The sequence below is a fragment of the Nocardia grenadensis NBRC 108939 genome, from assembly GCF_001613445.1.
Classification (GTDB): domain Bacteria; phylum Actinomycetota; class Actinomycetes; order Mycobacteriales; family Mycobacteriaceae; genus Nocardia; species Nocardia grenadensis.
In genome coordinates, this window is sequence record NZ_BDCJ01000004.1 from 173,316 (window position 1) to 200,064 (window position 26,749).

24 protein-coding genes are annotated in these 26,749 nt (G+C 68.5%); 12 read left to right on the plus strand and 12 right to left on the minus strand.

Annotation, left to right across the window (positions count from 1 at the left end; genetic code table 11):
- Positions 1–5 precede the first annotated feature (5 nt).
- Positions 6–572 carry a hypothetical protein gene (locus tag NGR01S_RS05795; RefSeq protein WP_174551662.1) on the plus strand — a complete coding sequence of 189 codons (567 nt, stop codon included), beginning with the start codon at positions 6–8 and terminating at the stop codon, positions 570–572.
- Between the two features lie 49 nt (positions 573–621).
- Positions 622–843, plus strand: coding sequence for a CGNR zinc finger domain-containing protein (locus NGR01S_RS32310; RefSeq protein WP_245664450.1), 222 nt, complete (start codon positions 622–624; stop codon positions 841–843).
- Between the two features lie 70 nt (positions 844–913).
- Here the strand turns inward: NGR01S_RS32310 and NGR01S_RS05800 are convergent, their stop codons facing one another.
- The gene (locus NGR01S_RS05800) at positions 914–1,396 is read right to left on the minus strand and encodes an NUDIX hydrolase (protein WP_063035190.1); all 483 of its coding nucleotides are present in this window, start codon (positions 1,394–1,396) and stop codon (positions 914–916) included.
- 79 nt (positions 1,397–1,475) lie between these two features.
- Positions 1,476–1,877, minus strand: coding sequence for an ArsR/SmtB family transcription factor (locus tag NGR01S_RS05805; RefSeq protein WP_245664451.1), 402 nt, complete (start codon positions 1,875–1,877; stop codon positions 1,476–1,478).
- Between the two features lie 84 nt (positions 1,878–1,961).
- On the opposite strand from NGR01S_RS05805, the gene NGR01S_RS05810 reads away from it, so the two are divergent.
- The gene (locus NGR01S_RS05810; protein ID WP_063035131.1) at positions 1,962–2,843 is read left to right on the plus strand and encodes an NAD(P)-dependent oxidoreductase; all 882 of its coding nucleotides are present in this window, start codon (positions 1,962–1,964) and stop codon (positions 2,841–2,843) included.
- Positions 2,844–3,184: 341 nt separating this feature from the next.
- On the opposite strand, the gene NGR01S_RS05815 is transcribed toward NGR01S_RS05810, so the two are convergent.
- The 3 genes from NGR01S_RS05815 to NGR01S_RS31460 all read right to left on the minus strand — a co-directional run bounded on the left by NGR01S_RS05815 (position 3,185) and on the right by NGR01S_RS31460 (position 4,873).
- Positions 3,185–3,637 carry a CBS domain-containing protein gene (locus NGR01S_RS05815; RefSeq protein ID WP_063035132.1) on the minus strand — a complete coding sequence of 151 codons (453 nt, stop codon included), beginning with the start codon at positions 3,635–3,637 and terminating at the stop codon, positions 3,185–3,187.
- Between the two features lie 68 nt (positions 3,638–3,705).
- The gene (locus tag NGR01S_RS05820) at positions 3,706–4,086 is read right to left on the minus strand and encodes a DUF3303 domain-containing protein (protein ID WP_307718762.1); all 381 of its coding nucleotides are present in this window, start codon (positions 4,084–4,086) and stop codon (positions 3,706–3,708) included.
- Between the two features lie 583 nt (positions 4,087–4,669).
- On the minus strand, positions 4,670–4,873 hold the full coding sequence (locus NGR01S_RS31460) for a hypothetical protein (protein WP_063035133.1): 204 nt from the start codon (positions 4,871–4,873) through the stop codon (positions 4,670–4,672).
- Between the two features lie 226 nt (positions 4,874–5,099).
- On the opposite strand from NGR01S_RS31460, the gene NGR01S_RS05830 reads away from it, so the two are divergent.
- Complete coding sequence (locus NGR01S_RS05830) at positions 5,100–6,611, plus strand: phosphatase PAP2 family protein (RefSeq protein WP_063035134.1); 1,512 nt, start codon at positions 5,100–5,102, stop codon at positions 6,609–6,611.
- Here NGR01S_RS05830 and NGR01S_RS05835 read toward each other — a convergent pair.
- Together NGR01S_RS05835 and NGR01S_RS05840 are read right to left on the minus strand one after the other, a co-directional pair.
- The gene (locus NGR01S_RS05835) at positions 6,559–7,089 is read right to left on the minus strand and encodes an NUDIX domain-containing protein (RefSeq protein ID WP_245664453.1); all 531 of its coding nucleotides are present in this window, start codon (positions 7,087–7,089) and stop codon (positions 6,559–6,561) included. The genes NGR01S_RS05830 and NGR01S_RS05835 overlap by 53 nt on opposite strands.
- 37 nt (positions 7,090–7,126) lie before the next feature.
- On the minus strand, positions 7,127–7,357 hold the full coding sequence (locus NGR01S_RS05840; RefSeq protein ID WP_063035192.1) for a hypothetical protein: 231 nt from the start codon (positions 7,355–7,357) through the stop codon (positions 7,127–7,129).
- Between the two features lie 370 nt (positions 7,358–7,727).
- Here NGR01S_RS05840 and NGR01S_RS05845 point away from each other — a divergent pair, with 370 nt between their 5' ends.
- The 6 genes from NGR01S_RS05845 to NGR01S_RS05870 all read left to right on the plus strand — a co-directional run bounded on the left by NGR01S_RS05845 (position 7,728) and on the right by NGR01S_RS05870 (position 12,867).
- A complete protein-coding gene (locus NGR01S_RS05845; protein WP_084480411.1) occupies positions 7,728–8,612 on the plus strand; it encodes an SAM-dependent methyltransferase in 885 nt (294 codons plus the stop codon).
- A gap of 206 nt (positions 8,613–8,818) precedes the next feature.
- Positions 8,819–9,397, plus strand: a complete 579-nt coding sequence (locus NGR01S_RS05850; protein WP_063035136.1) for an STAS domain-containing protein — start codon at positions 8,819–8,821, stop codon at positions 9,395–9,397.
- A 198-nt stretch (positions 9,398–9,595) separates the two neighbouring features.
- The gene (locus tag NGR01S_RS05855) at positions 9,596–10,339 is read left to right on the plus strand and encodes a GAF and ANTAR domain-containing protein (protein WP_084480426.1); all 744 of its coding nucleotides are present in this window, start codon (positions 9,596–9,598) and stop codon (positions 10,337–10,339) included.
- Between the two features lie 113 nt (positions 10,340–10,452).
- Complete coding sequence (locus tag NGR01S_RS05860) at positions 10,453–10,896, plus strand: DUF2269 family protein (protein ID WP_063035137.1); 444 nt, start codon at positions 10,453–10,455, stop codon at positions 10,894–10,896.
- Between the two features lie 57 nt (positions 10,897–10,953).
- Positions 10,954–11,301 carry a rhodanese-like domain-containing protein gene (locus NGR01S_RS05865; protein WP_063035138.1) on the plus strand — a complete coding sequence of 116 codons (348 nt, stop codon included), beginning with the start codon at positions 10,954–10,956 and terminating at the stop codon, positions 11,299–11,301.
- A 342-nt stretch (positions 11,302–11,643) separates the two neighbouring features.
- On the plus strand, positions 11,644–12,867 hold the full coding sequence (locus NGR01S_RS05870; RefSeq protein ID WP_063035139.1) for a hypothetical protein: 1,224 nt from the start codon (positions 11,644–11,646) through the stop codon (positions 12,865–12,867).
- 116 nt (positions 12,868–12,983) lie between these two features.
- On the opposite strand, the gene NGR01S_RS05875 is transcribed toward NGR01S_RS05870, so the two are convergent.
- Positions 12,984–13,637, minus strand: a complete 654-nt coding sequence (locus NGR01S_RS05875) for a hypothetical protein (RefSeq protein WP_174551663.1) — start codon at positions 13,635–13,637, stop codon at positions 12,984–12,986.
- Between the two features lie 295 nt (positions 13,638–13,932).
- Positions 13,933–15,240, minus strand: coding sequence for an MFS transporter (locus NGR01S_RS05880; RefSeq protein ID WP_063035141.1), 1,308 nt, complete (start codon positions 15,238–15,240; stop codon positions 13,933–13,935).
- Between the two features lie 56 nt (positions 15,241–15,296).
- On the opposite strand from NGR01S_RS05880, the gene NGR01S_RS05885 reads away from it, so the two are divergent.
- Both NGR01S_RS05885 and NGR01S_RS05890 read left to right on the plus strand, forming a co-directional pair.
- On the plus strand, positions 15,297–16,292 hold the full coding sequence (locus NGR01S_RS05885; RefSeq protein ID WP_063035142.1) for a GlxA family transcriptional regulator: 996 nt from the start codon (positions 15,297–15,299) through the stop codon (positions 16,290–16,292).
- Positions 16,293–16,391: 99 nt separating this feature from the next.
- On the plus strand, positions 16,392–17,252 hold the full coding sequence (locus NGR01S_RS05890; protein WP_063035143.1) for a MaoC/PaaZ C-terminal domain-containing protein: 861 nt from the start codon (positions 16,392–16,394) through the stop codon (positions 17,250–17,252).
- 11 nt (positions 17,253–17,263) lie between these two features.
- Here NGR01S_RS05890 and NGR01S_RS05895 read toward each other — a convergent pair whose 3' ends face one another.
- From NGR01S_RS05895 to NGR01S_RS05905, 3 genes are read right to left on the minus strand one after another with little or no spacing between them, the layout of a single operon-like run.
- Positions 17,264–18,100 (minus strand): alpha/beta fold hydrolase, encoded by an 837-nt coding sequence (locus NGR01S_RS05895; protein ID WP_157107140.1) that lies wholly within the window; start codon positions 18,098–18,100, stop codon positions 17,264–17,266.
- Positions 18,101–18,105: 5 nt separating this feature from the next.
- Positions 18,106–25,491, minus strand: coding sequence for a type I polyketide synthase (locus NGR01S_RS05900; protein ID WP_063035145.1), 7,386 nt, complete (start codon positions 25,489–25,491; stop codon positions 18,106–18,108).
- The gene (locus NGR01S_RS05905) at positions 25,488–26,399 is read right to left on the minus strand and encodes a prenyltransferase/squalene oxidase repeat-containing protein (protein WP_169811873.1); all 912 of its coding nucleotides are present in this window, start codon (positions 26,397–26,399) and stop codon (positions 25,488–25,490) included. Before NGR01S_RS05905 ends, NGR01S_RS05900 begins: the two co-directional genes overlap by 4 nt.
- Positions 26,400–26,749: the final 350 nt, after the last annotated feature.

The window sequence follows — 26,749 nt, forward strand, 5'->3', positions numbered from 1 at the left end:
ATGTGATGTCCAGGGAGGTTGGTCAGTCTCGAGTGCTCATCGATCTGCTCGCCCACCTGGGCCCTGAACTGGATCGGGTGTGGGCGGTGACAGCGGATCTCGCCGGACCGGCGCGGCTGAACGTGTCGTGGGCCGGGTCCGATACCAGTCCGGCCTGGCTCGATATCGCCCGGGAGTACACCGAGTTCTGGGTCCATCAGCAGCAGATCCGCGATGCGGTGTCCCGGCAGGGGGCCGACGAGGTCGCGCTGATGCGCCCCGTGCTCGTGACTTTTCTGCACGCGGTGCCCTGGGCGCTCCGCGATCGAGTCCGGGCCCGCGGGACATCGGTGCGTTTCGAGATCACCGGTCCGGCGGGCGGTAACTGGTCGGTGACGTCCGACGGAACGAGGTGGGATCTGATCGCGGCGCGGCCCGAGGAGCCCGCCGCGGTCGTTCGTATGGACCAGGACGTGGTCTGGCGGCTGGCGACTCGCGGGATCACCGTCGAGGAGGCGCGGCGGCGCTCCGAACTTCGGGGCGACCCGGAACTGACCGAATCGGCGACGACGCTGCTCGCCGTGGTCGCCTGAGTCGGCGCCCGGCGGACAGCGCAGGCCGGGCCGGATTGGGCAGCCCGTGGTGGTCGGTCCGGGGTCAGAAGCGGCGTTCCGCGCTCGGTGTGGAGAGATACGTGTTGTTCGTGACGGACTACAGCACCCCGGTGGGTTACTTCATGGCCACCCGTCACCCCGCGGCTGGTTCTTCATCGGCTCCTCTCGCGGCCGTCGGCGGCGCTGGTGCAGCAGGAAGACCTGCGGCAACCAGGCCAAAGCGGCCCGCTACCGCTCCTCGCATCCGTGATGCCATCGACCGCGACCGCAATCCGTTGAAACCGGCATGAACTCCGGGCTGCGGCCGTCGGAGCGGCTGCTCACCGAGGTCCGGCCTCGCGCAGTCGGTCGGCGAGCCGGGCCAGCACCGGCCGCTGGCCGGTGCTCAGCTTGTCGTGGGCGGTGGTCAGATCGAACCATTCGGCCCGATCGACCTCGGGAAACGTCCGGTATTCGCCCGACCGCGGCGGCCACTCCATTTCGAAAGTCCCCGGCACCACCCGAGCCGGATCGAGGTCGCCCTCGACCGCCCACACCGTCACCTGCTTCTTACCCCGCCCGCTGCCGTACCGCACCTCGCCCAGCGCGATCCACTCCCCGTCGGGCACCGGCACACCCAGCTCCTCGTCGAATTCGCGACCGGCGGCGGCGCGGGCGTCCTCGGTCTCCGGCTCGTACTCACCCTTGGGGATCGACCAGGCCCCCGAATCCTTACGCGCCCAGAGCGGCCCGCCCATATGCCCCAGCAGCACGTGCACCTCCGGCTCACGACGAAACAGCAGGACTCCCGCGCTGTACTTCATGGCGTGCAGTCTGCCGGACTCCACGCCGGCGGCGAGAATTACCGAGAACGAGACCGGCCCGGGCCTGTCGGCTCCCCGGTCACTGCGGGGTGACGGGCCATTTCAGCGCCGTGAGCAGTTTCGCGCGGTCCTCGGGCGAACCGGTCCACTTCTCGTCGTCCTCGACGATATCGGTCAGGGCGCGGAACACCACGTCCAGCAGCCCCGGGAACCGGGCCTGCAGATCCGCGTAGCGCAGGCGCATCACCCGGGTGCGTCCGGTGACCGTCGTCCGGGTGATGCCCGCTTCGCGTAGGACCCGGTAGTGGTGCGAGAGCGTGGACTTGTGCAGGTCGATGTGCCGGCCGAGTTCGCCGCAGTTCTCACCCTCGTCGGCGGCCAGGCAGGCCACCAGTTGGAGCCGGATCGGGTCGGACAGCGCGTGCATGACCGCCGCCAGCTCGAGGTCGGCGGTATCCGGGTGCGACAACTCGGCGGGCACGAACGCGCCTCCCTCCAATGCTTGACAGTTTGAGAATCATACAACAATCATTGTTGGACGTTATTCAAACAATCAGGAGGCAGCATGTCCGGCGAAGCACGCACACCCGTCGCGGTTCTGGGGCTGGGATCCATGGGTTCGGCGATCGCGCAAACTTTTCTGACAGCCGGGCATCCGACGGTCGTGTGGAACCGCACCGGGGCGAAGGCCGGCGCACTGGTCGAGTTCGGCGCCATCCGCGCGTCGTCGGCGGTCGCGGCCGTCGCGGACGCTCCTCTTGTCGTCGTCTCACTGCTCGACGACGACGCGGTGGGCGCGGCATTGCGCGACGCGGGTCCGCGGCTGCGCGGGCGGGTGCTGGTGAACCTCACCTCCACGACTCCCGAGCAGTCGAGGAGGCGTGCCGAATGGGCCGGTCACCACGGTGCCGAGTACGTGGACGGTGCCGTCATGGCGGTGCCGCAGGGCATCGGTACACAAGATGCGCTGCTGCTGTACTCGGGCTCCGAAAGTGGTTATCGCACAGCGGAACCGGTACTGCGCACGCTCGCCGGACAGGGCACCTACCTGGGCGCGGACCCCGGACGCGCGGCCGCGTTCGACGCCGCGCTGGTGTCGGTGTTCTGGCTCTCGTTCTTCGGTGTGTCCCTGGGCCTCGCACTCGCCGCGGCCGAAGGGATCGAGGGCAGTGAACTCGTCCCGTTCACACCCGCCGTGGTCTCGCTGCTGCCCGATATGGCGGCGCAGACCGCCGCGCAGGTCGAGGCCGGGCACTATCCCGGTGACGACACATCCATTTCATCGGCCTATACCGCCTTCACCACACTCCGCGACGTGATCGCGCGCCACGGGATCGACACCGGCGTGCTCGACGCGACGGGCGAGGTCTTCCGGCGCGCGCTGGCGGCGGGTCACGGGGCCGAGGGACTCGCCCGTCTGGTCCCGGTACTCGCCGGCAACCGCTGACGGTTCACGCGGGCCCCGGCGTCGAACGACATTCGAGCACCGGCCACCGCCCGAGCCCTTCCGGGTAGTGCGGCCACTGCGGGCTCGGAACCACCGCCGCGCACCGGACCGAAACCGGGCGCGATCACCGGCCTCGGACCGGAGCGGGGACGCGGGCCCGAGGATCGATACCCTGACCGGCGGCCCGGGCGCGCTTCGAATGTCGGGAACTTCGCCGGAGGGCTGCGGGTTCTCCCGGTCCGCTGCCGCGGCATCGGCGGAGCCGGTTTCGTGGCGCTGACGACCAGCGCGGCCCGCCCCCGGACCGAAACCCGTCCGGCCACCCGGCCGGGTGCGCCGGATCAGGTCGCCGGGGGCTGGGCCGGCATCGGCAACTGCTGCTCGCAGACGTGTCCCACGAATTCGCCCGTCGTGGCCGCGGGCAGGTGTCGCGCGATATCGGCCTCGGTGACGATCCCGATCAGGCGGCCGCCCTCGGTCACCGGGAGCCGACGCAACTGGTACCGCTCCATCATCGACAGCGCGTCGGCCACGTCGATATCGGCGGCCGTGGTATGCAATTCGTCGGCCTGAGCGAACTCTCCGGCGGTGGAGGTCGCCGGATTGCGGCCGAGAGCCACACAGTTCACCACGATGTCCCGGTCGGTGACGATCCCGACCGGCCGCCCTTCGCCGTCACAGATCGGCAGGGCGCCCACATCGCGCTGCCGCATCTGCTCGGCAGCGGTGGCCATGGTGTCCCGCACGCCGATGCACACCACTGCCGGATGCATGATGTCACGCACTGTGGTCATACTTCCTCCTGGTTCCGAGGTCGTTACCTGTTGTTCGTTCATCACGCTCCGGCGGCGCCGGCGTGGCACTACCCGATCGACTCCTGGAAGGTCACGCCCTCCTGGAACGCCTGCGCGACGTCGGCGAAATCGGCGACCGGGTAGACCTGGTATTCGGCGATCACGCCGAGTTTCTGGGGACCGTCGAGCAGGTCCATCTGGTTGTCGGTCTCGATCGCCACGAATCCGCCGGTGCCGTCGAGCAGGCCGACCATCTGGTGGTGGGTCACGCCATCGGCCGGTTTCCAGCTTCCGAACACTTGCAATGCCCGCTGAATACTCGCCTCGTTCGCCGCTGCGGAGCCGTTCCAACGATACGTCCAGGAAACCACGTATTCATCGTTCCTCCCAGAGATGTTCCGAAGATGTTGTTCTCGTGCCGCGCGGCCCGCCCGGAAATGCCGGACCACCGGCGCGACCGCCGGATCACCTCTTCTCGACGGCCTGCCCCGGCCCTTTCACACCGTCGCCGTGATACCGCTGCGGACGGCCTGCGCGACGGCCGGATGGGCGAGGTATTCGGGGGCCGGACCGGGTGGCGGTGGAGCGACTCCGGTCCAGCCACGCCGTACAGAGCCGGCCGCGAAGAGTCAGTCGCGCATATCCGCCGTCACCGCAGTCCGGCCGGGTGGGTGTCACGCCGCCGTCACCGCGACCGGCTCGGTGGCGCGGAGCCTCCGCGCCCCTGTTCTCCCCCTCGGCCGGGCCGGCGCCGAAGCTGCCGGACACGGGGAAGAAGACATCGCGCTGTACGGGCGCGCAGTCGGCACCGGCCCGTACCGGCGGGCGCGCGAGCAGGCCGGCCAGCTGGGGTGAGGGTGGCACGCCGAGCTCCCGCGGGATCAACCGGTGGACCGAAATGGTCCGTGCCCGTCCGCTCGGCTTGCGCACGGGCTCGGGCGCGCGACTCTACTGCCGTACGACCGGCACCGCGCGGTACCGGTCCATGCCACCGCCTATGCAGCGATCGACATCCCCGGGCGGGCCGCCGCCTTACGCGGCCGATAGGGACGCCAGAAAACAGGGCAGGGTCGGTGGGTACTGCATGGTGCAGACGAGGCCGGCCTCCGTGGCAGCGTTCTCTCGTTGCGTCACCACGGGCTGCTCGAGCGGCAGGGCCCGAGACGGAACCGCGATGGCGAGAGGAGCCGCCGAGAGGAGAACGGCGAGAATTCCGCCGCGAACAGCATTGCGCACGATGTTTCCTTTCCGAGTGACATCCCGACCCACACATGTTCCAGTGTGCCGGAGTCGGCCCGCCCGTCCGGCAGACCTGTGCCGGCACCGCACGGATTGCGGCACCGGCTTCGGGGAACTCCTGGACAACCGACTACATCCGAACGAACAGCTTCCGGTGGTCAGCCGCCCGATTGTGCGGCACGACCGGGGCGTCACCCGAACAGCAGGAGGTGTTGCGTTGTCCGTGGACCGACGCGACGGAAATTCCGGGACAGACGTCGAACAGCCCGGCGACCAGGCCCGGCCCCGTGCGGCCGCCGAACGATTCGCCGTCCGGAGCGCCGCGGGGTTGCTCGCAACGATGGGCGCCGGGATCGGGTTCGGACTGCTCACCGCGCTGGTCCGGGTGCGGTGGCAACCCTTGCAGGCCGCGGATCAAGCGGTCGCCGACCGGGTGACCGCTGTCGTCGCCGAGCACGCGATCCTGCGCGATATCCTCTTCGCCGTCACCGATCTCGGCGCGACGCTCACGTTGACCGGGGTGCTCGCCGTGGGTGCGCTCTGGCTGCTCCTGCGTCGTCTGTGGCGGCCGGCCGTGCTCGTAATACTCACCGGCGCGGGCGGATTGACCCTCAACCCCGTGGTCAAAGAGCTCGTCGCGCGGCTACGGCCGGTGGTGGAAACCCCGGTCTACCGCTCCGACGGGTGGAGCTTCCCCAGCGGGCACGCCATGAGTTCCCTGGTGTGTTACGGCATTCTCCTCCTGGTTTTCGCACCCGTCCTGCACACGAGAGCCCGGCGCGTGGTCACCGGGTGCGCGCTCCTGCTCGTGGCGGCCGTCGGGCTCAGCCGGATAGCGCTGGGCGTGCACTACCTCACCGATGTCCTCGCGGGGTGGCTGCTCGGCTCGCTGTGGCTCACCGCGATCACCGCCGCGTTCCATCGCTGGCGTGGTGACGCCGGGCTCGGCCATACGGGCCCGCTGCCCGGCGACGTCGGGCCGGACGAGCGAGACGACCTCCGGCCGGTCCCGGACCGGCACGCCCCCACGATGCCGCATCCATGGCGCGGGCTCGGCGAGCTCGCAGTCGCGTGGGTTCTGCTCGTGGGACTGCTCATCGGGATCGGCAAGCTGGTAGACCTCGGCGGAAACGGCAGTATGCTCGCCCGCTGGGATCACGGTGTCGTGACCGCACTGGCCGCGCACCGCGATCCCGCTCTCACCCCCGTGCTCGATGTGTTCGGCGAAGTCGGCAACACCATCGCGGTCGTTATCGTCGCCCTGGTCATCGCCGTTCTCGCGGTGGCGGTCCTGCGCAGCCGGCGACCGATGTTGTTCCTCGGCGTCGCACTGCTGGGCGAGGTCACGCTGTTTCTCACCGCCTCCGCCATCGTCGACCGCGCGCGACCCGACGTCACCCCGCTCGATCCCGCACTGCCGCCGACCTCGAGCTTTCCGTCCGGACACCTCGCCGCGTCCCTGACCCTCTACGCGGGCAGCGCCGCACTGCTGTGGTACTCCACCCACCGGCGGCCGTATCGGCTGCTCGCCGCGGCGCTGCTCCTGATCCCCGCCCTGGTGGCGGCGCAGCGACTGTATTCCGGTGCGCACCACCCCACCGACCTCCTCGGTTCGGTGCTGCTGGCATCGATATGGATCACGGTCTCCTGGTGGGTCGTCCGGCCGGTGCCGGCGCGCGCGACTACCCGCGAAGTTTCAGCAGCAGGTAGGCCGCCATGGACGGGCCGTCGGTGAGCACCCCGGTGCGCAGCATCGCCTCCACCTCCGACTCGGGGAACCACCGCTGGCGCATATCCTGTTCGGTGTGCTCACGATTCGGCTCGCCGGGCGTCAGCTCGGTCGCGAGGAACACGTGACAGCCCTCCCCGGTCATCGCGTTCGCGCAGTGCAACCGGCCGAGTCGTTCCAGCCGGCCCGCCGTGAATCCGGTCTCCTCGGCGAGTTCGGCCGCGGCCAGTTCCTCCGGGCTACCGGTCACGCCCTCGGGGAAGGCGCCGGACGGGAACTCCCACGACCGGGCCCGCACGGGATAGCGGTACTGTTCCACGAGGTGGAAACCGCCGTCATCCCACGGGATGACGAGCGCGAAATCGGGTTTGTCGATCACCGAGTAGAGCCCGGGTGACCCGTCCGCGTGCTCGATCCGGTCCTCGCGCAGCGATAACCACGGATTCCGGTAGACGACCCTGGACGACAGCGTTTTGATGGACACTCCTCCAGTGTCGCGCCTTGTCTGTGCCACCGTCCGGTCACCGGCCGTGACGATTTTCGTGCTTCCGGCTCGCAGCGGCTCCGCGCCGGCGCAGTTCTGTTCGCTCCAGCCAGGTGTAGACCGCGTCGTACCCGGCGATACCGAGCGCGATCGATCCGAGAAGTCCGGTGATCACCGTGGCCGGGATCAGGCCCAGCATTCTGCAGAGCACGGCGGCGACCACGAACCCGATACCGACTACGAGGTTCCACTTCCCGATGCTGCCCATAACTCCACCGTCTCTCCGGGCGGTGTAGGCACCCGGTTCGAAGCCGCTCTCCGGAAACCTGTACCGCATCGCTCTTCGTTCGTCGAAGCCGTTGAGCACAATCGACAACGCGGACCGGCACTCTTGTCCCCGTCGCACGAATCTGCGGCCCGACGACGAAAGTCGTCACCGTTGCGGAACCGGAGCGCAATCCTCTTCGTTGCCTTGGTGTCCGCGGATGGCAAGACCCCCGGTATGGGGTCGGGCACAGGCATCAGACACGGTGTAATCCTCGGCCGCCGTGGGCAACACAACCATAAATAGTGTTGCCGTGTTACATTCGAAAGGGCCCCCAGAGGGCGACCGTTCGGTATGTGATGGAGGCGCGATAATGACCGATACCGCCCTCTCGCTCGGTGTTCGGCCCCGCGGTGTTCAGCCGGTCGGCGCGGACACCGACCGGCCCAGCATCCCCCGCGCCTACGACTACAGCCTGGGCGGGAAGGACAACTACGAGGTGGACCGTTCGGCCTTCGAACGGATCCGGCGAACCGCGCCCCGGCAGGGCGATGTGCACGTCACGAACCGACGCTGGCTGACCCGTGCCGTGCGATCGCTGGCCGAAGGAGCCGGGGTCCGGCAGTTCCTGGATCTCGGTGCCGGACTGCCCACCCGCGATCCCCTTCATGTCGTCGCGCAGGAATGCGGACGCGGCGATGTGGAATTCGTGTACATCGACAACGACCCGCTCTGCGTCGCCCACGGCCGGGCGATATTGGAGCGCAACGAGAACACCCATTACCTTCCCGGCGATCTCACCGATCCCGCCGCCACAGTGGACAGGGCCGGCCGCTACCTGAACCTGCGGCAGCCGATCGCGGTCCTGTTGGGTGCGGTGCTGCACCACCTCGCCGACGACGACGATCCAGCGGGCGTCGTGGCGCGGTACATCGATCTGCTCCCGGCCGGTTCGTATGTGGCGATCACGCACTACTGCGATCCCGGCCCCAGTCGTCCCGAACTCCACGAGCTGGCCCGGGAACTCGAACGGTACATGCAGGAGGAATTCGGTTCGGGACGGTACCGCAGCCCGGAGCACATCCGGGGATTCTTCGGCTCGCTGGACCTGGTGGAGCCGGGGCTGACCCCGCCGGACGAATGGTGGCCGCAAGGGCCACCGGTCCGGGTCGCGGCACCCGAAGAACACCTCATCCTGGGTGGTCTCGGACGGAAACCGGGGCGCTACCTCGAACCGCTCCGGCTGGTCCGCCGATAAGCCTCCCGGCGCTTCCTCAGCCGGGGCCGCTCCGAACCAACACCGCTGCCCCGCGTGGTACCGCATCGCAACAGGCGCCCGTCACTCATCACACCCGGCGGCGACCAGGGCGCGTAGGGTGGGGTGACGGGTGCACATTTGCCTTGAGACTCCAGGGTCGGCCCGGCCACGATGCAGTAATGCATCTCGACTGATCCAGGTCTTTTATGAAGCCAACCAGTTTTTCCGCCGTACCTCGCGGCCCCGCCGCACCGTCGTCGAGAACGCCCGACGACCAGCTGACCTTCCGGACTCTCCGGCGTGGCGAAATCGTCGTTCTGGCCGTCCGCGGCGAAGCGGACGCGTTCACCCTGCGCCTATGGCGGCAGCGGGTGCGCGAAGCCGCCGACAGCGCTACCACCGGATGTGGCGCGCTGATCATCGATGCCACCAGGCTCGATTTCCTGTCGTTGTGCACACTGGGGGCCTTGGCGGCAGACGCGGCGGACTACCGCCGCGTCGGTGTGGAGATATGCCTGGTGACCGGTAACCCGAGCCTCGCGCGTCTCGCCCGCATCGACCCCCATACCGCCGGCCTGCCCATCCGGTCCACCGTCGTCGCGGCGGTGACCGCGCTGCGGCCGGAGACCGCGACGGTCGGGCCGGGCCGGTCTCGAGCCCCGCTCATCACCCGGGGCGAGCCGGGAATCGACCGGCCCGCTTATCTGGCTGGCCAGATCGTTCCCGGACACACGGCCGGAATCCCGGACGCTGTGATCGGTGCGGCCACACCGCGCCGCCGCTAGTTCGCATTCCGTTCGACCTGCACCCCGGCCGGGGACCACGGTCTCCGGCCGGGGTTTTTCACGCCTCCGGCCGGGCGAGCACCATCACACCGGTGCCCCGACGTAGGGTGGGAGGCGGGCGTGGCCACCGGCAGACGCACGCGGCGACGCCGCCGGCCGAGGATGGGTCGGCACCTGCTGCGGAAGGTATCCCCGACCATGGCGACCAGCACACAACCCGGTGACGGCACGTCGGACACCGCCGAGCGGTCCCGGATACCGGCGGACCTGGCCGAGCGATTGGGCGGTCCGGCCCGGTACCTGGAGTCCCGGACGGATGTGAAGGACACTCTGCAGGGCATTGTCGATACCGCGGCGGGTACCGTGCCGGGCGCGGCGTACGCGGGCATCTCGGTGATCACGCGGCGGCGGACGATGGAGACACTGATCGTCTCGGCGGCGCTGGTCGAGGAGATCGACCGCGCCCAGATCGAGTTCGAGCAGGGGCCATGTCTCAACGCGCTGTACGAACGCCACACCGTGGCACTCCCCGATACGGCCAGTGAGAAACGGTGGCCACGATTCGCCGCGCGCGCCGCCGACCTCGGCATCGGCAGTATGCTGTCGTTCCAGCTCTATGTGCTCGGCGATGATCTCGGCGCCCTCAATCTGTACGCGCAGGTGCCCCGCGCCTTCGGCGCCGACTCCGAGCGGGTGGGACGGCTCTTCGCCGCCCACGCCGGCGTGGCGATGGCCACCGCACAGCAGGTTTCGCAGTTGAAGCACGCCATCGACACCCGCGACCTGATCGGTCAGGCCAAGGGCATTCTCATGGAGCGGCACAAACTGACCGCCGAACAGGCCTTCGCCCTGCTGGTGCGGGCCAGCCAGCACAGCAATACCAAGCTCACCGAAGTCGCCTCCTACCTCTGCCGCAGCGGCGAGTTGCCCACCGGCCGGTAGTGCGGGCCGGAGGTACGCCGCGTCGTGGCCCTGTGCACCGGACCACAATCCTTCAACCACACTGAAGGCACTGTTAAGCTTCAGGCCACCTGAAGGCCTAGAGGGAGCTGTTCGTGCACAACCTGCTGCTGTCGGTCCATGTCCTGTCCGCGATCGTTTTCATCGGAGGCCCGGCTGTGGCCACCAGTCTGTTCCCCCGCTACGCGCCGGTGTCCGGAACCGTCGCGGCGGCGACGGAACGTCATCACGCCGTCGCCGCCGTCCTGCACCGGATCACCGGCACCTACGCCCGGCTCGGCCTGATCGTGCCCGCTGCCGGCATCGCCCTCGCGATCCTCCAGAACCGCCTGGGCGAGATCTGGATCACCATGGCGCTCGTTCTCACCACATGCGCTGCGGCGGTCGTTATGACGATGATCCACCCGATGCAGCGCCAGGCCCTCGATACGCCCGACGACGGGCAGCGACTGCGCACTCTCGGCATGATCACCGGCGGCTACAACGTGCTGTGGCTCATCGTCGTGGTGCTCATGATCGTGCGCCCCGGCGCCTCCTGACCCGGCACGACCGGCGACGAGGTCACCGTGCCGACCACCCAAACGAAATGAGGACCGATGAGCATTCGCCACTACCTGTACCGCGCACCTTCTCTGTCGGCGCGAGAGGCGATCGACGCCGTCCGCGACGGAGCGCTGATCGTGGATGTGCGTCGGATGTTCGAATGGAATCGCACCCACATTCCCGGCGCGCTCCACCTACCGCTCGAACAGATGACGACAGGATGGGAACAACTGCCCGACGATCGGCTGCTGATCACCTTCTGCACCGGCGGCCTGCGGTCCTACGGCGCCGCGAACCTACTCGTCGACCACGGCTTCGAGGCCGTGAACATGTCGGGCGGCCTGATCGAATGGCGGGCCGCCGGCGGCGCGCTCGAGGCGGGTGGGCTACCGGGCCGGTGACGGCCGCCGCTCCGAAGACGGGAGTGTCCCGCGGCGAGACCTCGAACACCCCGCCCGGCCGGCACCGAAAATCAGCAATCGAGCGGCCACCACATTCTTACCCTGTACGGGCCGAACCCATTCCCATCGACTCCAGCACTTGCGCAGGTGAGCCGGAATATTGTGCGATTTCCGTGGGTCGAACTGCCAACGTTCCGCAAATTTCCGACATGCGCATTCTCTGTCAACGGTGGTTAAGTTCTCGTTGTTCGTCTCCTCTCACAGCCCGGAAAGTGATCGAATGTTCTGTACCGGAGGAGAAAAGGAAATATCGTCCGGGCCCATGCCCAGGAGGTTGTCACCGTGACCGAGACCAGCGGCGCCACGCTGCGTCCGTCCAGACTGGACCGGTTGGTCCAGCTCGACGAGAACGAGGAACTGTCCGTCGAAGACGTGCGGTCCGCAGCGCGCGAGCTAGGTCTGGCGGAGGGACAACTTCAGCAGTGGCTGACGGTTCACAGAGCGCGGCGTACTCCGCCCGCGCCGGCGGTGGTCCCGGAAGCCGCCACTCGCATCATGGGTTACCGCGACGGCGAACACCGGGACCGGATCTCCGAAGTCGTACTGACCACCGGTGACGATGTACTGCCCCGGATACCGGACAGCGATGTCACCACATTTCGCGCCGACGCCCACCGCGAGCTGACCGCCTCGGAATTCGCCCGCCTCGACGCGGTGTACACCGAAGGTATCGAGGCGGCCTGTCGCCGACTCACCGCGCACACCGGCCGCCCGTGCACGCACCACCACCCGGACGGCGCCGCCGCGGCCGCACCGTTCGGTGGCCCCGGCGCCGCCGGATACCTCTCGGGCGCCCGTCCCGGGTTTCCCGAGACGAACCACCCCGGCGATCGGCGCGAAATCCTCGGGCTGTACCGGTTTCTCGGCGAACTCGCCTGCGGCAGTCCGGGCCGTGGACACACCGTGGCCCGGCTGCGCGGGGCGCAGGCCGGCTTCCTACTGCACGGTATGCGATTGGAACTGCCGCCCGACCTCAACTATTCGGTGGGCCCGGGGTTGACCACAGCGCGCATCGAGGACAGCACCATCGACAGGATCCGCCAGCGCACCACGAACCCGGTCGACGCGGCGGCGCTCGCCACGGTGTTGTGTACCGGCGCCACCACAGTGGAACTCGGCTCGGTGCCGTGTACGGGGCTCAGCCGCGACGGGCTCGTCTTCACCGGGCCGATCGGTTACATGCAGGCCGCGGACCTGTACGTATGGGTTCTGCCGAGTCCGGTGCGGACGCTGCTGCACGAGGCCCGCGCGTACCAGGAAGCCCGCCCCGAGCCCGCGCCGAGACTGTTCGCCGGCGGCATCGGCGGTGCCGGTCGCCGCCTGCGCCAGACCGCCGCGCGGTGCGCGGTGACAATGCCGGACCTCCATCACTGGCACCACAGCTGGATTCGCGGGGCCGGGTTGCTGCGGGGGGTCGACTCACCGGAGCCCGCGCGCAACACCGATATGTTGTTCGCGCTGCGGCTCTGCCCGGATCCCGCGCCGCCGCGGAGTCGTTCGGTCTGATACCGCGGCGATACGATTCGCCGCCCGGCCGTGGGCGGCCGACAGGCGCAGCGGGCCGGACGCGCCGTGTCGGCGTTCGAGAAAGTCCCGGACGCCGCCGATGCCCACGGGAGTGGTCACCCGGGCCATGCGCCTTCCGGGGCCGCAGCGCGGCCGGTGGTGTGCGCGGGTACGGACGGCGCGGTGGGCACGCCGTGTCCGGGGAGGACTGTCGCCAGGCCCCCGAGCACGTCGGCCGTCTGGTCCGCGGGACCGCCCCGGGTGTGCGCGGCCACTGTGAAACCGGGGCCGAACGATACCGAGGCGACCTCCTGCGGCGGGGCATCCGACCACCCCCATTTCGTGCCCTGGACACCGGGCAGCGCGCCCGTCCCCCAGTTCTGCTCGGTGCCGTCGGTGGCGCGGGGTGCGGCGGTGGCCATCCAGGACAGGATCGGTGAGGCGGGATCGGTGCGCAGTGTGGCGTCGAGGAAGTCGGCGACGTCGGCGGTACTGGTGGTGGCGCTGCCCCAGTTCGGTCCCGGCCGGGTTTCCGCCAGCCCGTATTCCGTGGCGACGGCCGCGATGGCCCGGGGGTATTTCGCCGCCACCGCGTCGGCGGCCGCATCGTCGGAATACCGGATCATCCGCTCACCGTGGGCGAGGTCGTCCGCCGAACCGTCGCCGTGGCGCAGTGCGTAATCGGTGAGGTAGAGCTTGGCCAGCGACAGCGCGCTGCGCACCTGGTGTTCGTCGGCCGTACCCCAGTGCAGGCCGGTCAGTGAACGCACCGAGATGGTCGTGCGTGGCGCGGGCTCGCCGGCTGCGGGCGGAACCGGGACAGGTACCGGCGCCGCCCGCGCGACAGGAGGGCCGAGAGCGCAAGAGGTGACGAGTGCGGCGAAGGCAAGAGCGCGGTAGTCCATAGCCTCTCCCGGCGTCGGTGCGGGCACGGCCGGCCCGCGTCATCGACCACGTTCCCCCGGACACGGCGCACAAACTCCGGTCACGACTCATCGCGGTAACAGTCGGCGAACGGTGCAGCCAACCCGGCGGACCGACCGGCCGGATCCGCCGGCGCACCGGTCAAGCCCGCCCGGCCGCTGGTTCCGCCGCCGCCGGCGCGATGGCCCGCGGCCGCCGGGCGGCACCGCACAGGAGTGCCGCCACCACACACAACCCCGCGGCCACCACGAAGGCGAGATCGTAGGAACCGTGGGCGTCCCGCACATATCCCGCGCCGAACGCGGCCACCGCGGCACCGAGCTGATGCGCGGCGAACACCCAGCCGAACACCACCGGAGTCGAGGCACCGAACCAGCTGCGGCAGATCGCGATCGTCGGAGGCACGGTGGCGACCCAGTCGAGACCGTAGAAGATGATGAAGACCCAGGTGCTCGGCCCGGCGCTCGGGGAGAGCAACGCCGGGAGCAGCAGCAGTGACGCCCCGCGGCCGAGGTAGTAGATCACCAGCAGCACGCGGGGATCCACGCGATCGGTGAGCCAACCGGAGAAGACCGTGCCCGCGACATCGAAGATCCCGATGGTGGCCAGGAGCGAGGCGGCCACCGTGACCGGCATACCGTGATCGTGCGCGGCGGGTATGAAATGTGTGCCGATCAATCCGTTCGTCGTCATGCCGCAGATGGCGAAACTCCCCGCGAGCAGCCAGAACGTGGGTACGCGGGCACCCTGCGCGAGCCCGGCCGGCGCCGTGAAGGTCGCGTCGGGCAGTGGCTCGGCGGGGGGCTCGGCTTCGCCGCCATAGGCGGTGAGGCCCATATCGCCGGGACGGTCCCGGATGAACAGCACGACCGGTGGGATCACCGCCAGCGCCGCGAGGGTCACAATGATCGAGGCCCAGCGCCACCCGAACGCCTCGGTGGCCCCCGCGACCACGGGCAGGAATACGAGCTGACCGGTCGCGCTCGCCGCGGTGAGCACCCCGGTGACCAGTCCGCGCCGGGCCACGAACCACCGGGTGGAGACGGTGGCGACGAAACCCATCGAGAGGGATCCGGTACCGAGCCCCACCAGCACACCCCACAGCAGTACCAGCTGCCAGCTCGCGGTCATGCCGGCGCCCACGCCGGTCCCGGCGGCGATGAGCAGCAGCGCGCCGACGAGTATCGGACGCACGCCGAACCGGTCCATGAGCGCGGCGGCGAACGGCGCGGTGACGCCGAACAGCACCATGTTCACCGACATCGCGGCGCCGATCGTGGCATGCGACCAGCCGAATTCCTCGTGCAGCGGCGTCATCATCACACTCGGTACCGCCCGGAATCCGGCGGCGCCCAGGATCGCCACGAAGCTGACACCCGCGACGATCCAGGCGAAATGCAGTCGCGGCCACCGCCCGGCGCGCACGCCACCGGGATCGATCTTCGTCATCACGATGATCAGCTTCCGGTAGTCGCGGTCACGCCACCAGTGGCAGAATCGACAATATGCGTGAAAATCATGCCAACAGCAGTTCTCTCCGGCGGCCGCATACCGTCGCCGTGCTGTTGCTCGATCCGGTGGTCGGTTTCGACGCGACCATCCCGTCGCTGGTGTTCGGCGAGGCCACCGACGACGACGGGAACCCGCTGTACCGGGTCGTGACATGCTCCCTCGACACCGGGCCCGTACCCGCCACCGCGGGATATTCGATGGTCGCCGCGGCCGGACCGGAAGTGCTCGCCACCGCGGATACGGTGATCGTGCCGGGCACCAAGTACCGCGCCGCCCGCTCCGGCGGCGAACTCGGCACCGCCCTCGCCGCGGCACTGGACACCGTGCCCGCCGATGCCCGGATGGTGTCGATCTGCACGGGCGCGTTCGTACTCGCCGCCGCGGGAGCCTTCGACGGTCGCCGCGCCACCACCCACTGGCGCTACGCCGACGATTTCCGCCGGCTGTTCCCGGCGGTCGAACTCGACGAGACCGTACTGTTCGTGGACGAGGGCGAAGTACTCAGTTCGGCGGGCCTGGCCGCCGGAATCGATCTGTGTCTGCACATCATCCGCCGCGACCACGGCGCCACCGTGGCAAACCGGTCCGCCCGATACTGCGTCGTACCGCCCTGGCGCGAGGGCGGGCAGGCCCAGTTCATCGAGCATCGGATACCCGGACCCGACGATCTCAGCACCGCCGCGACCCGGGCGTGGGCACTGACCCGGCTGGCCGAGCCGCTCAGCGTAGCGGTCCTCGCCACGCACGCGCAGATGAGCCCGCGTACCTTCAGTCGCCGATTCCGGGCCGAGACCGGGCTGTCCCCGGGGGCCTGGCTCCGCGACCGCCGGATCGATCTGGCGCGGGAACTGCTGGAGTCGGCGGATATTCCGGTGGACGAGGTCGCGGAGCAGTCCGGGCTGGGTTCACCGGACAACCTCCGCCACCATATGCGGCGTGGCCTGGGGATGTCGCCTTCGGCGTACCGGAAGACATTCACCGGCTTGTGACGGCGGCGCCCACCCGCCAGTGGGAATGTGCCCGGGCCCGTCCGGGTAGATTTCCACCGTGGCCGAAAAGCTCAGCATTGAACAGCAGGGCCGCCACCGATGCCCATAGATGTACCGACCGCGACCGGACTGGTGATCCCGGGTCAGGAGTTCCGATGGGACGAGGCCGATGCGCGGCGCTATCGGCACGCTATCGGCCAGCACGATCGGCAATCAGGGGTACTGCCCACTTTTGCCATGACCGCGCCCGGCGCCTTCGGTATCGCCTCCCCGGATTTCTATCACCAGCAGCCACCGGAGATCCGTTTCCCCGGTATCCGATTGCGTCTGGCCACCCTGTTGCAGCAGGAACAGGAGCTCCGGGTACACGCCCGGATACCGGAGTCCGGCGTCGCGTGGTGCCACAGCCGGGTGCTCGAGATAGCGGATCGCGGCTCCGCCGCTGTCCTGGTACAGCGCACCGAACTGATCGGCGCCGACGGGGTACCGCTGGTGTCCGGTGTCTCACGCATTCACGCGCGCGGCGAGGGCACCGGCACGGGCAGGGGCACCGGCGGAAGTTCACCGGCCCCACCCGCTCCGGATCGGGCAGCAGACGTGGAGATCGTCGTCCGTACCGACGACCAGCAGGCGGTGTGGTATCAGCGCAGCGGGAAGAACAACTCGATGCGCGGCAATGTGCACACCGATGCGGAATTCGCCCGCGCGGCCGGTCTGGACGGTCCGATCTTGCAGGGGGTGTGTACCTATGCGATGGTGTGCGCGGCGCTGGTCGACACCGTTCTCGATGCGGAGATCGCCCGCCTGCACACCTATACCGGACGATTCACCGGCATCGTGTTCCCCGGCGAATCACTCCGCACGCGGGTCTGGACCGGCAACCGTGTACACCACTATCACACCACCGTGCCCGAACGCGGGGACAAATCCGTCCTGGTGGGGGACCTGCGCACCGACTGAGGAACTGGTTCTCACCCGGAGGCCATGAACGCGGCGATCTCCCCGGCCACAGCGTGGGCGTTCTCGATGTGCAGATGGTGTCCTCCCGGGAGCGTGACCTGACGCAGTTTCGGGACGATACCGATCCGGGCCGGATAGTAGGGCTCCACCAGCGCTGTGCGCTCGGCCGCCACCAGTAGCGTCGGTGCGGTGATCTCGCCCAGGAAGGCGAGCACCTGTTCCTCGGCGAGAGTCGGGGTGATACCGCGATTGAGCCGCACATCGTGGCGCCAGGAGAATCCCTCCGGTACCTCGATCAGGTCCCGCGCCACCAGCAATTCCGCCGTATCGAGAAGGATATCGGCGAGTTGAACCCGCGTTTTCACGGCGTGCATGCGGCTGCGGTACACCGGATGCCGATCCCCGCGGAGATAGGTGTCGAGGTATCGGGCGATGCCGGACACCGCCTGTTCCGGGGCAGCGGACAGTGGCCCGATGGCGTCGATCAGCACGAGTCGATCGACCTTGTCGGGATGAAGTCCGGCGATGAGGGAGGACACCGCGCCGCCGAGGGAATGCCCGATCAATCGGAATCGGTCCCAGCCCGCGGTGTGGGCCAGTTCGAGTACACAGGCCGCGTAATCGAGATAGCCACAGGTGATCGACGGTATCGGGTCGGACAGACCATGGCCGGGAAGGTCGACCGCGATCAGGTCGGCACCGGCGAGTTGTTCGGCCAGTGGATCGAATCCGGCGCAGTTGTCCAGGATGCCGTGCAGGCATAACACGGGCAGTCCGCTACCGCCCCGACTGCGCCGGCCGCGCACCGTGATTCCGGCCTTCGGCAGCGAGAAGGATACCTCGTCCATCGCGGTCACCGGCGGTCCAGCCGTTCCAGCACCAGATCCGACAGCTGCAGCACACTCGGTCCCTTCATCAATTCCATGATCGTGACCTTGGTTGCCAGCTCCCGTTCCAGCCAGGCGCTGATCTCCACCGCCAGCAGCGAATCCAGGTAGTCCATGAGCGGCATGTTCTCGTCCAGCGTGTCGAGTGGGATGCCGAGCACGGCGGCCAGGCGAACCTTCAGCGCGCCACCGAGCAATTCGGCGCGATCACCCGCACCGCACGCGTCCAGCTGCTGCCGCAGCGAACCACCCACGGCAGCGGCGGTGGCACTCGCGGCCCGGACCGCCAGCCGCTCGTAACGAGGATGGCTCTGCGCAGTGATGCCGTGATGGCCGAAGAACTGCGCCCAATCCATCGGCAGGACGCCGACCTGCGGCGCGGTACCGGACCACAGTGTCGTCAGCGCTCGATAGGCAGCGGCGGCACTGAACCCGCGCATCCCGGTCGCTTCGACGAACCGGCCGATATCGTCGTGCCGGGCCACATATCCGGCATCCGAGATCGCACCCCAGTTCACCGACAGCGCCACCTGCCCGCGTGCCCGTCGCGTATGGGCCAGCTGATCGAGGAATGCATTGGCCACCGCGTAGTTGCCCTGCCCGCGGTTGCCCACCATCGACGTCGCCGAGGAGAACAGTACGAAAGCTTCCAGTGGCAGACCGGCGGTCAGTTCGTCGAGATACTGCGCCCCGAACGCTTTTGCCGCCAGCACCCTGCGCACTCGCTCGGCGTCCAGATCGGCCAAGAGCGCGTCGTCCAGCACCATCGCGCAGTGCAGCACTCCGCGCAGCGGCGGCAGCCGGTCCTCGATCCGGTTCAGTACCGCGGCCAGCTCGGCGCGGACGGAAACGTCCGCGGCTTCGACCGTCACCTGTATGCCCCGGTCGCGCAGGGACTCGACTCGCGCCGCCTGTTCCGCACCACCGATCCCGGAGCGGCCGAGGAGGACGAGGCTCCGCACCCCGGAGGCCACCAGCGCCTCCGCCATGGCCAGCCCGAAACCACCGAGACCGCCGGTGATCAGCCAGGTCCCGTCGAACGAGGGTGTCCGCGGCGGCGGCACCACCGCGACATCCCGTTCGCTCATCGCCAGCACCACCTTGCCCACGTGGCGCGCGGCAGCGAGATGACGGAACGCCGCCTCGGTCTGCGCCGGGTGGAAGACCCGGTACGGCAGCGGCCGCAGCTCACCGGAGTCGAAACGCCGCATCAGCGTCCGGAACACCGTATTCGTCGCCGCCGGCCGGTCCACCAGCAACTGCCGCAGATCGAAAGCGAAATAGGTGAGATTGCGCAGAAAAGGACGCAACCCCATCCTGCGGTCCTGCAACAGATCCCGTTTGCCCAGTTCGACGAAGCGTCCGTAGGGAGCCAGGCAGGCCAGACTGCGCGTGGCTCCTTCCCCGGCCAGCGAGTTCAGCACCACGTCGACACCGGTGCCACCGGTCGCTGCTCGGATCCCATCAGCAAAATCCAGTGCGCGCGAATCGAACACCTCGCGGACGCCGAGCGTACGCAGCAGGTCGCGTTTGGCCGGGCTGCCGGCGGTAGCGAACACCTCGGCGCCGGCCGCGCGGGCGATCTGCACCGCGGCCAGACCGGTGCCACCGGTGCCGGCATGGATCAGGACCCGCTCCCCCGCGCCGATCCGGGCGAGTTCGTGCAGGGCGTACCACGCGGTGAGAAAGACGATGGGCACCGATCCGGCGGCGTCGAAGCCGAGCGTCTCCGGCTTCGGAACCACATGCGCCACGGAGACGGTGAGATGACTACCGAGACTGCCCTGGGCCGGGCTGACCGCCACCACCGCCTCACCCACGCGCAATCCGTCCACTCCACTGCCGACCCGGGTGATCACCCCCGCGCATTCGGCGCCGAAACGTGGCTCGGTGGCCGATTCGAGCGGCGGGATCTGGCCGAGCGCGATCATCACATCCAGGAAGTTCAGGCCGGCCGAGACGACCTGGATCTCGACCTCTCCGGCCGCAGGCGCGATACGGTCGCGCTGGTGATAGGCCAGCGAGTCCAGTGCACCGGGCGCTCCCGAGGTCAGCAGGAAACCGCGCTCCGCCGGCACGGCAGCTCCCGAGATGAGCTCCGCGCGGGGCGTGAAGGTTTCGAGCCGTCGGACGAACCGTTCACCGCCGCGGACCAGGACTTCGCGCTCGAGCCCGTCGGCCAGCAGCTCTGCCCGGAGCGCGTCGAGATCTCCGGATGCGGGTTCGGCATCCAGATCCAGCGCGGTGAATCGCAACCGCGGCAGTTCCACCGCGACCACCGCTGCCAGACCCCATACCGCCGCACCGGCGCGATCGGTATGCGTACACCGGAAAGCGTGCGCTCCCCGGGTCACCTCGACCACTCGCGGCCATGGCGCGCGGTCGTCGTCGTGACAGACCCGGCGCAGAAGTTCGAGCACGGCCAGCGTCGTCGCGGTGAGGTTTCCCTCGAAGGAACCACCGCCGCCACCGCGGAGATCGATGATCGCGGCGGGCGCCATATCGTCGAGATCGATATCGTCCGGTCCGCGCACCACGACCGCGCGGCCGCCGTGCCGCTCCAGATCACCGGCCAGCTTTTCGGCCAGTGGATCGCCGTCGGCGAGGACGAGCCACGGGCCCACGGGCTGCGGGAGGGCCGCGGGGGCCGGCTTCAATTGTTCGGCGACCGTGCGGGCCACGATCACCGACTGTGATCCGGCGCCGGTATGCGCCGGATCTCCCAGTACCACCACCTCGTCGAAATCCAGCGACCGCAGTAGTTCTTCCCAGTCCGCCGCGGCCAGTAGCGGTGTCTGCGGACGCAACTGCTGGTCCCGGAAGGACCACCAGCCCTCGGTGAGGCCGAAGGTGAGATCCAGCCACGGGTTGCCCGGAGTTGCCTCCAATAACATGAGCATTCCGCCCGGGGCGAGCATGTCTTGCAGGTAGAGCAGCGTTTTCTTGGCGTCAGCGGTCGCGTGCACCACATCGGAGGCCACCACCAGGTCGAATGTCGCCGGATCGATGCCCTGGGCGGCCGGATCGTGTTCGATATCCAGCACCCGGTAGTCCACGAAGTCGTGACCGGCGAAACGTTCCCGGGCCGAGGCGAGAAACGCCGGGGAGATATCGGTGAAGACGTATTCGGAGCGGTCGGCGGGCAGCACGGGCAGCAGGCTCGCGGTGAGCCCACCGGTGCCGCCGCCGACTTCCAATATGCGCAGGGTGCGCCGCGGGTCGGCGGAATCGGCCAGCCGGCGCAGCACTTCCCGGCCCAGCACGTTGTAGAACCGGGCGATCGGCGAATTCTGATAGATCGCCTCGAGATCCACCAGGGACCCGTCGGCGAACAGCAACTCGACCGGATCGGCAGCACCGGTCAGCACGTCGTACAAGCGTGGCCCGGTCCGGCGGAGCAGCAGCAACTCCCACGCGCAGGAGGGGTGTTCGGCGAACAGTGCGGCCCACTGCGCCTCCGCGTCGTCGGCGACCGCCGCGGTGAACTGGTACTGCTCGCCGCGCTCGCGCAGCGCTCCGTGGTCGACGAGCAATCGCAGCAAACCTCGCAGGGCGCGACAATATTTCGGGAGAAGACCCGGGAGCTCGGCCACCGCGAACTCCTCCGCGGGCCCGAACTCGTCCAGGCAGCGGGCCACATAGGTCGCGCACAACCGGGCAATATCGCGCTGGTAACCGGTGGCATAGGCGGAACTGCCGAGCTGCCGCGACAGCAGGTCGGCCAGCGGGACGAGCTCGCCGGCGAGGGCCGTGGGGTCTGCGGTGAATGCGCTGTGGTCGGGCGGCGCCACCGGTCCGGTAGATCGCCATTCGAGAGAGTAGAAGTGCTCGTCGAGGCCGGCGGCCTCGCCGTCGGGACGGGTACGCACCGCCTTACCGGACAGCGAGGTGTACTCGGCGACCACCGCGCCCGAATCGTCGAGCAGGTAGATATCGACGAGCAAGGTGTCGTCGTTCTTGCGCGGCCGGGTGTAGCACCACACCGGCAGCTCGACCCGGTCGTACACCCGGACTCGCTCGATGCCGGTGGGCAGATAGCTGATCGGCAACAGTCGGCCCGGATACTGCGGCACCGGATGCAGGATGGCGCTTTGGAAGCAGGCGTCGAGTACCGCCGGATGCAATAGATAGCCGTCATCGCGGCGGCGCAGTACCCGCGGGACCTGAATACGGGCGAGTGCCTCGCCCGGTCCGATACCTATCCGATCGATACCGCAGAAGGCGGGCCCGTAGGCATACCCGCTCTGAGCGAAACGGCCGTACACATCGACGGCTTTCGCGGTGGCCGTGCACCGTTCGCGGATCGCGGCCAGGTCGAAGACCTGCGTGTTCCCGGTGCCGGAGTCCAGGACGTGGAAGCGCCCGCGCGCATTGCGCAACCAGGTGTCGCCGCGCACCGAGCGCTGATGGAATTCGAAGGTCCCGTCCTCCAGGTCCAGTTCGAGCCGGCTGATCTGCGGTTCGTCGGACAGCACGCACGCCCGCTCGAACTCCACGAACTCCAGCGCGCACGACTGCCCCGTCGCCTCGGCCGCCGCGGCCAGGGCCGCTTCGATGTAGGCGGCGCCGGGCACGATCACCGAACCGAACACATCGTGCTCTCGAACCCAGGACAGCCGGTAGTCGTCCCAGCTGATCTCCCAGGTGGGCCGGGCGCCGTCCACCGGTTTGAGCATGGGATGGCGCTGCCCGCCGGCCCGGTAACGCTGCGAGACCTCGCTCTCGTTCCAGAACGACTGCCTGATCCACGGATTCTTCGGCACGTCCAGCACCGGAACGCCGGCCGGATGGCGCCGCTGCCAGTCCACCGCATATCCGCCGGTGTAGAGCCGGGCGAAAGTATCCAGGAATACCGCCCAGTCGTCCTTCTTCCGCATGAGCGACGGCACGATGGTCGCCTCGGCGGAGATCTCGGTGACCGAGTTGGCCAGTACCGGATGCGGGCTCAACTCGACGAAGGTGTCGTAGCCGTCCGCCAGCATCGCGCGGATCGCCGATTCGAACAACACCGGCTCCCGGAAGTTGCGCCACCAGTATTCGGTGCCGAGTTCCGAGCCTGCGATGCGGGCGCCGGTGAGCGTCGAGTACAGCGGGATCTCGGTCTCGGAATGCGCGATCTCGCCCAACGCGTCGAGTAGTTCCGCGCGCAGCGGATCCATATCCCGGCTGTGACAGGCGCAGTTGACCCGCAGCAGTCGTGCGAATACACCGCGGTCGGCCAACTCGGTGGCCAGCGCCTCGAGCACCGGGCGCCGCCCGGACAGCGTGCTCGCCTTCGGGCTGTTCAGCGCGGAAACCCACACATCATCGGGGTAGCGTGCGGCCAGTTCCCCGGCCTGCGACTCGGGGACCGCGACGAACATCATGCCGCCGGTGGGGTCTGCGCCGTCCTGGATCCGCGCCCGGTGACAGATCACCTTCAGCGCCTCGGACAGGCTCAGGGCTCCCGAGACATGCGCGGCGGCGATCTCACCCATACTGTGCCCGATCACCGCGTCCGGTTCGACACCCCAGGAACGCCAGAGCTCGACCAGCGCCACCTGTACGGCGAACATCGTCGGCTGTAGATAGCGGGTCTCCCCGATACGCGACGATTCCTCGTCGGCGGTGAGCGCTTCGTGGATGGACCAGTCGATGTACCGGCGGGCCGTCCGATCGCATTCGAGAATCTTGTCCCGGTACACCGGCGCGGTCTCCAGCAGTGTGCGCCCCATGGCGTACCACTGCGGTCCCTGTCCGTTGAAGACGAACGCGACCTTCCCATTGCCGCCGCGGCGCGCCTGTCCGGTGACCACCTCGCCCGCCCGCAGTTTGGCGGCGGCCGCCGCCGCATCCCCGGCGACCACGGCCCCGCGGAATTCGAGATGGCCGCGGCGCAGCGCCGTAGCGGCACTGTAGGAGACCAGGTCATCGGCGTTGTCGAGTGCCTGTGCGTGCCGCACGCCCAACTCGTCGAGCGCCGCCGCGCTGCGCGCGCTGAAAGTGAGCACGGCCGGTACCCGGCCGGCCTCGGGTCCGTAGGGCTCGGGAGCCGGTCCGGAGGCCTCGGTCGCCTCGCCCAATACGACGTTGGCGTTGGTACCGCCGAAGCCGAAAGAGTTGACGCTGGCGTAGGCCACCGGATGTCCCGCGGGCCACTGCTGTCCGGTCGCGGCCACCGCGATCGGCAAGGTCTCGAACTCGATATCCGGATTGCCCGCACGGTAGTGGAGGCTGGGCGGCACCCGCCGGTACCGCACACACAAGGCGGCCTTGATCAAGCCGGCGATACCCGCGGCGGCCTCCAGGTGGCCGATATTCGTTTTGATCGACCCGAGCAGCGCGCTGCGGCCCGGCTCGCGGCCGGCACTCAGCACCCGGCCGAGCGCGTTCGCCTCGATCGGGTCACCCACCGGCGTACCGGTCCCGTGCGCCTCGACATAGCCGATCTCCGCGGGTGCGACCCGCGCAGCTGCCAGTGCGGCACGGAAGTTGGCCTCCTGTGATTCGCCGCTGGGCACCGTGATGCCCTGGGTGCGGCCGTCCTGGTTGACGGCGCTGCCGTGGATCAGCGCGTAGACACGGTCACCGGCCGCGCGGGCGGCGCTCAGCGGTTTCAGCAGGACCAGACCCACCCCCTCACCGCGCACATAGCCGTTCGCCGACGCGTCGAAGGCCCGGGACCGGCCGTCCGGCGACAGCATGGCGGCCTGGCTGAGCGCAATACCGAACTGCGGTGTCAGCATCAGGTTCACACCGCCGGCCAGCGCCAGTTCGCTTTCCCCGCGGCGCAGGCTCTCCACCGCCAGATGCACCGCGACCAGCGAGGACGAGCACGCCGTATCGATGGTCATACTGGGCCCGCGCAGATCGAACGTGTAGGACAGGCGATTGGAGACGATGCTCATGAAGGTGCCGGTAGCCGAATGCGGGCCGAGCCCCTCCACTTCACCGGGCGCGGATTGGAGCGCGCCGTAGTCCTGGCTGCACGCGCCGATGAACACACCGGTCCGCGTACCCGCACAGGAGCCGGGCACGATACCCGCGTCCTCGAAGGTCTCCCAGGCCACCTCCAGTAGCTGCCGCTGCTGCGGGTCCATCTGCTCGGCGATCCGTCCCGAGATCCCGAAGAAGGCGGCGTCGAAGGTGTCGACCTCATCGAGGTAACCGCCCTGCCGTGCACTGATCCGCCCGGGCTGCTGCGGTTTCGGTGAATAGAAGCGGTCGACGTCCCAACGGTTGCCGGGGGTGGGCGTGATCGCGTCGACGCCTTGCTCGAGCAGCTCCCACAGGTCCCCTGGTCCGGAGACGCCGCCGGGGAGCCGGCAACCGATGCCCACGATGGCCACCGGCTCGCTGTCGCTGTAGTTCATTGCTGCTCCAGATATTTGAAGGCGGCGAGCACCTGTGCTGTGGTGTAAACGTCCTGGGTCGCCCGGAACGAGCTGTAGCTCTCGGTTTCCGGGTACGGGTAGCGGCCGCCGAACCAGGATCCGTCGTCACGCCGCCGGTCCAGCAGCCAGTCCACCGCGCGCCGCACCGGGAGCTCATCGATCCCGAACCCGGTCTGGGCCAGAGTCATCAACGCGAGCGCGGTCTGCAATTCCGGTGCCGACGGCTCCCCGCGGAATCCGGGAACCTCGGAGAACCAGCTGCCGTCGGGACGTTGCTGTTCGAGTACGAAATCACGTGCCCGAGCAGCGGCCGCGTAGTCGCCGAATTGTACGAGCGCGGCAACCGCGGGGCGCATGAGATAGTAGTGCGTACAGTAGTAGTACCAGTTGATTCCGAAATGGCCCTTGTTTTCCTGCTTATCGGCGAGAAAGTAGAGGGCTTCGTCGAGATGGTCCGGGTCCACCCCGGCCTCGTCCAGCGCGCACAGGGCAAACCCGGTTACCGAGGACTCCAACTGAAATGCTCTGGGGATATGGCTGTGCACTTCCGCCCACGGCCCGTCCGGCCGCTGCCTGCTTCGCAGGAATTCGGCCTTCTGCCGGGCTTTTTCACCGTATCCCAGAAGCGCCAGCGATGAGATGTACTCGCAGCTGGTCTCCGTACAGTACTCGGCGGGCCCGATCTCGGTCGCGCCCCAGCTGAGCATGCCGGTCGGCTTCTCACGCGTGGCCAGAAAGGCGAGTATCCGATCGATCACTGCTTGTAGGACGGCAGGTAACACCTCCTGCCACAGTGCCATAGCCTTCAGCGCGTTGACGGAGTCCCACTCCTGGAACACCACTATCGACGGATCCTCGGCAATCGAACCGTCCGGCTGCTGAACCATTTGGAAGTACTCGCACGCCTCGGTCACCACTCGATCGACCGATAGTGAACGTTTCTCGAAATGATCGGAAAGCATGCCGACTAAAACGGGCTGTCTTCCGAGTAATTACAGCAGCCAGAAGTATTTCGATCGCTCATATTTCACTCCGCGTACCGCAGGAAAGTTCCGACGGCGAATGGCGCGCCGACACCCGCGAAGCTAACACAACGCAACTATTCCGTGGAACTCCCAGATTTGGGAATAGTCGACTTGCGTGGACCGCACAGTTTCGGAGGCGGGGCGGGCCTGCTCTCGATACGCGGACTTCCCGGGCCGCCGTCGCGGCACCCCTTCTCGGCATTTCGAGCTAC

What these genes read in the sequence shown, in the direction of transcription:
- NGR01S_RS05855 (WP_084480426.1), top strand. Translation starts at nt 9,596, where the DNA reads ATGGCGACCAGCACACAACCCGGTGACGGCACGTCGGACACCGCCGAG.
- NGR01S_RS05865 (WP_063035138.1), top strand. Translation starts at nt 10,954, where the DNA reads ATGAGCATTCGCCACTACCTGTACCGCGCACCTTCTCTGTCGGCGCGA.
- NGR01S_RS05840 (WP_063035192.1), bottom strand. Translation starts at nt 7,357, where the DNA reads ATGGGCAGCATCGGGAAGTGGAACCTCGTAGTCGGTATCGGGTTCGTG.
- NGR01S_RS05845 (WP_084480411.1), top strand. Translation starts at nt 7,728, where the DNA reads ATGACCGATACCGCCCTCTCGCTCGGTGTTCGGCCCCGCGGTGTTCAG.
- NGR01S_RS05880 (WP_063035141.1), bottom strand. Translation starts at nt 15,240, where the DNA reads ATGACGAAGATCGATCCCGGTGGCGTGCGCGCCGGGCGGTGGCCGCGA.
- NGR01S_RS05795 (WP_174551662.1), top strand. Translation starts at nt 6, where the DNA reads ATGTCCAGGGAGGTTGGTCAGTCTCGAGTGCTCATCGATCTGCTCGCC.
- NGR01S_RS05800 (WP_063035190.1), bottom strand. Translation starts at nt 1,396, where the DNA reads ATGAAGTACAGCGCGGGAGTCCTGCTGTTTCGTCGTGAGCCGGAGGTG.
- NGR01S_RS05850 (WP_063035136.1), top strand. Translation starts at nt 8,819, where the DNA reads ATGAAGCCAACCAGTTTTTCCGCCGTACCTCGCGGCCCCGCCGCACCG.
- NGR01S_RS05900 (WP_063035145.1), bottom strand. Translation starts at nt 25,491, where the DNA reads ATGAACTACAGCGACAGCGAGCCGGTGGCCATCGTGGGCATCGGTTGC.
- NGR01S_RS05885 (WP_063035142.1), top strand. Translation starts at nt 15,297, where the DNA reads ATGCGTGAAAATCATGCCAACAGCAGTTCTCTCCGGCGGCCGCATACC.
- NGR01S_RS05810 (WP_063035131.1), top strand. Translation starts at nt 1,962, where the DNA reads ATGTCCGGCGAAGCACGCACACCCGTCGCGGTTCTGGGGCTGGGATCC.
- NGR01S_RS05905 (WP_169811873.1), bottom strand. Translation starts at nt 26,399, where the DNA reads ATGGTTCAGCAGCCGGACGGTTCGATTGCCGAGGATCCGTCGATAGTG.
- NGR01S_RS05815 (WP_063035132.1), bottom strand. Translation starts at nt 3,637, where the DNA reads ATGACCACAGTGCGTGACATCATGCATCCGGCAGTGGTGTGCATCGGC.
- NGR01S_RS05890 (WP_063035143.1), top strand. Translation starts at nt 16,392, where the DNA reads ATGCCCATAGATGTACCGACCGCGACCGGACTGGTGATCCCGGGTCAG.
- NGR01S_RS05895 (WP_157107140.1), bottom strand. Translation starts at nt 18,100, where the DNA reads ATGGACGAGGTATCCTTCTCGCTGCCGAAGGCCGGAATCACGGTGCGC.